This window comes from Candidatus Erwinia dacicola (assembly GCF_001756855.1).
Classification (GTDB): domain Bacteria; phylum Pseudomonadota; class Gammaproteobacteria; order Enterobacterales; family Enterobacteriaceae; genus Erwinia; species Erwinia dacicola.
In genome coordinates, this window is sequence record NZ_MAYS01000140.1 from 1 (window position 1) to 5,497 (window position 5,497).

7 protein-coding genes and 1 pseudogene are annotated in these 5,497 nt (G+C 52.4%); 3 read left to right on the forward strand and 5 right to left on the reverse strand.

Going from position 1 to position 5,497, the window contains the following annotated elements; translation table 11 throughout:
- The 4 genes from BBW68_RS04265 to ybfF form a co-directional block, all read right to left on the reverse strand.
- A partial coding sequence (locus BBW68_RS04265; RefSeq protein WP_148127480.1) for an IS6 family transposase occupies positions 1-352 on the reverse strand: 352 nt, incomplete at its 3' end.
- A 111-nt stretch (positions 353-463) separates the two neighbouring features.
- On the reverse strand, positions 464-994 hold the full coding sequence (fldA, locus tag BBW68_RS04270; RefSeq protein ID WP_070134146.1) for a flavodoxin FldA: 531 nt from the start codon (positions 992-994) through the stop codon (positions 464-466).
- Between the two features lie 138 nt (positions 995-1,132).
- Positions 1,133-1,414: a LexA regulated protein gene (gene ybfE / locus BBW68_RS04275; RefSeq protein WP_070134147.1), complete on the reverse strand. Its 282-nt coding sequence runs from the start codon at positions 1,412-1,414 to the stop codon at positions 1,133-1,135.
- A 158-nt stretch (positions 1,415-1,572) separates the two neighbouring features.
- A complete protein-coding gene (ybfF, locus tag BBW68_RS04280) occupies positions 1,573-2,337 on the reverse strand; it encodes an esterase (protein ID WP_070134148.1) in 765 nt (254 codons plus the stop codon).
- A gap of 261 nt (positions 2,338-2,598) precedes the next feature.
- Here ybfF and seqA point away from each other — a divergent pair, with 261 nt between their 5' ends.
- A complete protein-coding gene (seqA, locus tag BBW68_RS04285) occupies positions 2,599-3,150 on the forward strand; it encodes a replication initiation negative regulator SeqA (protein WP_070134149.1) in 552 nt (183 codons plus the stop codon).
- Between the two features lie 24 nt (positions 3,151-3,174).
- Complete coding sequence (gene pgm, locus BBW68_RS04290) at positions 3,175-4,815, forward strand: phosphoglucomutase (alpha-D-glucose-1,6-bisphosphate-dependent) (protein WP_070134150.1); 1,641 nt, start codon at positions 3,175-3,177, stop codon at positions 4,813-4,815.
- Positions 4,816-4,874: 59 nt separating this feature from the next.
- On the opposite strand, the pseudogene BBW68_RS04295 reads toward pgm, so the two are convergent.
- Positions 4,875-5,069, reverse strand: a pseudogene (locus BBW68_RS04295) (winged helix-turn-helix domain-containing protein); the annotation flags it as partial.
- A gap of 77 nt (positions 5,070-5,146) precedes the next feature.
- On the opposite strand from BBW68_RS04295, the gene BBW68_RS04300 reads away from it, so the two are divergent.
- Positions 5,147-5,446 carry an IS3 family transposase gene (locus tag BBW68_RS04300; RefSeq protein WP_070133583.1) on the forward strand — a complete coding sequence of 100 codons (300 nt, stop codon included), beginning with the start codon at positions 5,147-5,149 and terminating at the stop codon, positions 5,444-5,446.
- Positions 5,447-5,497 lie beyond the last annotated feature (51 nt).

The window sequence follows — 5,497 nt, forward strand, 5'->3', positions numbered from 1 at the left end:
AGCGATAGGCGGCTTTGGTGTGACGACGTGAAGACAGGTAAAAGTCAATGGTGCAGCCCCTGCTGTCGACGGCGCGGTACAGATAAGCCCAGCGTCCGTTGACCTTCACGTAGGTTTCATCGAGATGCCATGAGCCAAAACCGGAAGGTTGACGCCAGTACCAGCGCCGCCGCTTTTCCATCTCAGGTGCAGAACGCTGAACCCATCGATAAATCGTGGTGTGATCGACATTTACCCCTCGCTCAGCCAGCATCTCCTGCAGCTCACGATAACTGATGCCATATTTGCAGTACCAGCGGACGGCCCACAGGATAATATGACGCTCAAAATGTCGACCTTTAAATGGGTTCATGTGCTGCTCCTTCAACTAAACAGTGGCATCAGTTTACCATCGCCAGATCTTTGCAACAGTGCCATGCAAAGTACGTTCATGTGAGATAACTCCCACATCAAGCGGCTGTGGTTATGCTTCGATGATTTCTTTCAGCTGAAGTTCATCAAAAATCTGTTTTACCCACTTTTCAATACGTTCGTTAGTGAGTTCTGGCTGGCGGTCTTCATCAATCGCGAGACCGAGGAAGTTGTTGTCGTCTGCTAGGCCTTTGGAGGCTTCAAAGTGATAGCCTTCGGTCGGCCAGTGACCGACGATAATCGCCCCGTTCGGTTCGATGATGTCGCGGATGGTGCCCATCGCATCACAGAAATATTCAGAGTAATCTTCCTGATCGCCGCAGCCAAACAGCGCGACCAGCTTACCATTAAAGTCAATCTCTTCCAGAGTTGGGAAGAAGTCATCCCAGTCGCACTGGGCCTCACCGTAGTACCAAGTGGGAATGCCCAGCAGCAGAATATCAAAGGCTTCAAGGTCTTCTTTGCTGCTTTTGGCAATATCACGAACTTCTGCAACATCTTTACCCAGCAGTTTCTGGATCTGTTTTGCAATGTTTTCCGTATTGCCTGTATCGCTGCCGAAGAAAATGCCGACGATTACCATGAGTTTAATGACCTCTTGAATCTTAATTATGTGATGACTGCTAAATTTTTCGCAGATATCGTTAATGATAACAGACCGCCGGAAACGGATAAACGTGAAATGCTGCTGGTTTTGTCGCTGAGTGCTTAAGCTAAGCGATCAGGACTGATGACGCTGCAGCTGTTCCAGCAACATCTCTTTGATCAGTTCGCTGCGACTCATATTGCGCTCTTCTGCCAGCTGGTTCAGTATATCAACCGCGTCGCTGTTCATTTTAAGCTCAACGCGCTTCAGGCCGCGCACTTTATCCCGCTTCAGCTGGTTGCGCTTGTTGATGCGTAGCTGCTCATAACGCGTTAGCGGATTCTTTTTAGGTCGTCCTGGGCGACGTTCATCTGCGAACAGATCGATCGTTGTGCGGTCCGTATTCTCTTTTGCCATAGGGATAGTGATACTGAAAGGCTGAATTTCTGATGACTAGGGACGTTATGCCGCGTGAAAAATCAGCAGCGGCAAATTTTAGCGCGCCATCATACCCCAGTGAAAGTGATGACGACAATCATTTAGCAACCCGAAACAACCCGAGGATATAATTGTTTTTACAGCGCAAAAAACCGACGGATTGCGCGTAAAACTGAATCAGGTTTTTCCGCATGTACCCAGTGACCAGCTCCTGCTATCACATGCGCCCGCGCTTGGGGAAACTGAGCAAGCAGGGCACCACGGTACTCATCCGCCAGATAAGCCGAGCGTTCGCCGCGGATAAACAGCGCCGGATGCGGGCAGGGGGCCAGAGGCTGCCAGCCAATAATCTGCTCGTAACACTGCCACAGCGCCGGCACGTTGAAGCGCCAGTCACCTTCATGGAATGATTTTAACAGAAACTGGATCACGCTTTCTTCATCTATGTGCAGGCGCATCAGCGCGGCGGCTTCGCTGCGCGTTTTAATTCCGGCCTGTGACACCGCTCGTAAGGCGGCAAAAATTTTGTCGTGATGGCGCGTGGTATAGGCAACAGGGGCGATATCGATAACCACGATCTCACTTACACACTCGGGAGCCAGTGCGGTCAGCGCCATAGCAATCTTGCCGCCCATCGAGTGACCGATAAGGCTGAAGCGTTCAACCGCTAATTCATTGAGCGTATCGAGGGTATCCTGCGCCATCAGTGCATAGCTCAGCTCATCAGCTCGCGGCGAAAACCCATGATTGCGCACATCAATCTGAATCAGACAACGGTCATCTTTTAACCCTCGCGCCAGCACGCCAAGGTTATCTAGGCTGCCAAACAGACCGTGGATCAGCACCAGCGGAAGATCGTTTGATGCGGATTGTTCCGATTGCAAGCGGAAGTTTAAATTCATAGAGAAAGTTCTTACAGTTGATGTGAGGGCTTAGGGTATCATGGATCCCACAATTTCTGCCGCGGGTGCCATATGCGGTTACGATCTTTTTGCGGCATATTCTAACTTTTGCCCTGAAACGGGTCTGGCGCTACAACCCGGCAGGATTTAACTTTATAATCCTGATGTTAGACTGGATCGGTTGAGCACGGGTGATCCTGACGATCATTTTCGTCTCTGTGACCCGCGTTCTTACACAAGCAATAACCGTACTGGATAAAGATGAAAACGATAGAAGTCGACGAAGAGCTATACCGTTATATTGCCAGCCACACTCAGCATATTGGTGAAAGCGCATCGGATATTTTGCGCCGCATGTTGACGTTCACTGCGGGTCAGACGGCTCCGGCTGCAGCGGCAACATCCGCAGCGGCGGCGAAAGAGCCAGCAGCGAATACGGCGGTGAAAATTGAAGCCCGTCTGCAGGATCGGGTGCGTGCGGTACGTGAACTGTTGCTTTCTGATGAGTATGCCGATCAGAAAAGAGCCGTGAATCGCTTTATGCTGGTTTTATCGACTTTATACAGTCTGGATGCCAAAGCGTTTGGCGAAGCGACAGAGTCTCTGCAAGGTCGCACGCGCGTTTATTTCGCGGGCAATCAGCAAACTCTGGTAGAAAATGGTACCCATACCAAGCCGCAGCACGTTCCGGGCACGCCGTACTGGGTGATCACCAACACAAATACTGGCCGTAAACGCAGCATGGTTGAACACATAATGCTGTCGATGCAGTTCCCGACGGAACTGACTGAGAAAGTTTGCGGTACCCTCTAACTGAAGCGTCAGGGAGAAGCACCAATGGCCAATCACCCCCGTGCAGGGCAACCCGCCCAGCAGAGCGATTTGATTAACGTTGCACAATTAACATCTCAGTATTATGTCATGCAGCCTGAACTGGGCAACGCAGAGCATGCGGTGAAATTTGGCACCTCCGGCCATCGCGGTAGCGCGGATCGTCACAGCTTCAATGAGACCCACATTCTGGCAATCGCACAAGCGATTGCCGAAGAGCGTAAAAAGAACGGTATTACCGGCCCTTGCTACGTGGGTAAAGATACCCACGCGCTGTCTGAGCCAGCAATTATTTCCGTACTGGAAGTGCTAGCTGCCAACGGCGTGGATGTGATTATCCAGCAGGATAATGGCTATACGCCAACTCCGGCCATCTCCAATGCCATCCTTGAACACAACAAATCTGGCGGCGCACAGGCGGACGGCATCGTGATAACGCCTTCGCACAATCCACCAGAAGATGGTGGCATCAAGTACAACCCGCCAAACGGTGGTCCGGCGGATACTAACGTCACCAAAGTGGTGGAAGATCGTGCCAATGCGCTGATCAAGGATAGCCTGAAAGGCGTGCAGCGAATGACGCTGTATCAGGCCCGGGCCAGCGGCCACCTGACAGAAAAAGATCTGATCCAGCCTTATATTCAAGGTCTGGCACAGACCGTCGATATTCCAGCAATCCAGAAAGCGGGGCTGAAAATTGGTGTGGATCCCCTAGGCGGTTCCGGTATCGCCTACTGGCAGCGTATTGCGGAGTTCTACAACCTTGATCTGACTATCGTAAACGATGCTGTCGACCAGACTTTCCGCTTTATGCATCTGGACCATGACGGCGTGATCCGTATGGACTGCTCGTCCAAATCTGCCATGGCGAGCCTGCTGGCGCTGCGTGGCAAATTCGACTTGGCCTTTGCCAATGACCCGGACTATGACCGCCACGGTATCGTGACTCCGGTCGGTCTGATGAACCCGAACCACTATCTGGCGGTGGCGATTCAGTATCTGTTCCAGCATCGTCCTCAGTGGGGCAAAGACGTCGCCGTAGGTAAAACTCTGGTATCGAGCGCGATGATTGACCGTGTGGTGGACGATCTCGGCCGCAAGCTGGTGGAAGTTCCGGTTGGCTTCAAGTGGTTTGTTGATGGTCTGTTCGACGGCAGCTTCGGTTTTGGTGGCGAAGAGAGTGCGGGAGCTTCCTTCCTGCGCTTCGACGGTACACCGTGGTCGACTGACAAAGATGGCATCATCATGTGCCTGCTGGCGGCTGAAATCACGGCTGTGACCGGTAAGAACCCGCAGCAGCATTACGATGAGCTGGCGGTCCGTTTTGGTGCCCCGAGCTATAACCGTATTCAGGCTCTGGCAACCTCCGCGGAGAAAGCCGCGCTTTCAAAACTATCGCCCGAAATGGTCAGTGCCGACACGCTGGCGGGCGATTCCATCACTGCGCGTTTGACGGCAGCTCCGGGTAACTGCGCTTCCATCGGCGGCCTGAAAGTGATGACCAAAAACGGCTGGTTTGCCGCGCGCCCTTCGGGTACTGAAGACGCTTACAAGATTTACTGTGAAAGTTTCCTCGGCACAGAGCATCGTGCGTTGATTGAAAAAGAAGCCGTGAAAATTGTCAGTGCGGTACTGAAAAACGCCTAATTGCCGACACGCTGAATAAGGACTGCTCATGCTGTGAGCGGCCTTTTTTTATGGCAAAATTATGGAATAAAGCGGTAGCCGACGCCGATTTCAGTGATCAGATGCTGCAGCTGTGCCGGATCGTGCTCCTGCTTCTGGCGCAGGTGGCCCATATAAATGCGCAGATAATGACTGTGCTTAACTGCGTTTGGCCCCCAGACATGAGTCAGCAGCTGGCGCTGAGTCATGACCTTGCCGAGATGGTTAAGCAGGCTGACTGTAGTGGCACACTGATACTGGCCACCTGATCGGAAGGTGATATTCTCACCTTCCCAACACCACAGGTGACCCAATGGCTAAACATTTCACGCCAGAATTTAAGCTCGAAGCGGCGAAGTTAGTTGTCGACCACGGCTATACCTACGTTAAGGCCGCAGAGGCAGTTAACGTAAGCCATTCGGCTATCCCCCGTTGGGTGAATAAGCTGCGACTTGAGCGCCAGGGGAAAACGCCCGCCGGGCTTCCTCTGACGCCAGAACAGCTCGAGCTGCGTGAGGCGAGGAAGAAAATACAACGCCTTGAAATGGAGAACGAAATCCTAAAAAAGGCTACGGCGCTCTTAATGTCGGACGCACTCAACGGTTCACGGTAGTCGACAGGCTAAGAGCGAGGTATCCGGTCGCTGCGTTGTGCCAGACTTTTG

Coding starts and splice junctions, on each gene's coding strand:
- fldA (WP_070134146.1), bottom strand. CDS start 994: ATGGTAATCGTCGGCATTTTCTTCGGCAGCGATACAGGCAATACGGAA.
- ybfE (WP_070134147.1), bottom strand. CDS start 1,414: ATGGCAAAAGAGAATACGGACCGCACAACGATCGATCTGTTCGCAGAT.
- ybfF (WP_070134148.1), bottom strand. CDS start 2,337: ATGAATTTAAACTTCCGCTTGCAATCGGAACAATCCGCATCAAACGAT.
- seqA (WP_070134149.1), top strand. CDS start 2,599: ATGAAAACGATAGAAGTCGACGAAGAGCTATACCGTTATATTGCCAGC.
- pgm (WP_070134150.1), top strand. CDS start 3,175: ATGGCCAATCACCCCCGTGCAGGGCAACCCGCCCAGCAGAGCGATTTG.
- BBW68_RS04300 (WP_070133583.1), top strand. CDS start 5,147: ATGGCTAAACATTTCACGCCAGAATTTAAGCTCGAAGCGGCGAAGTTA.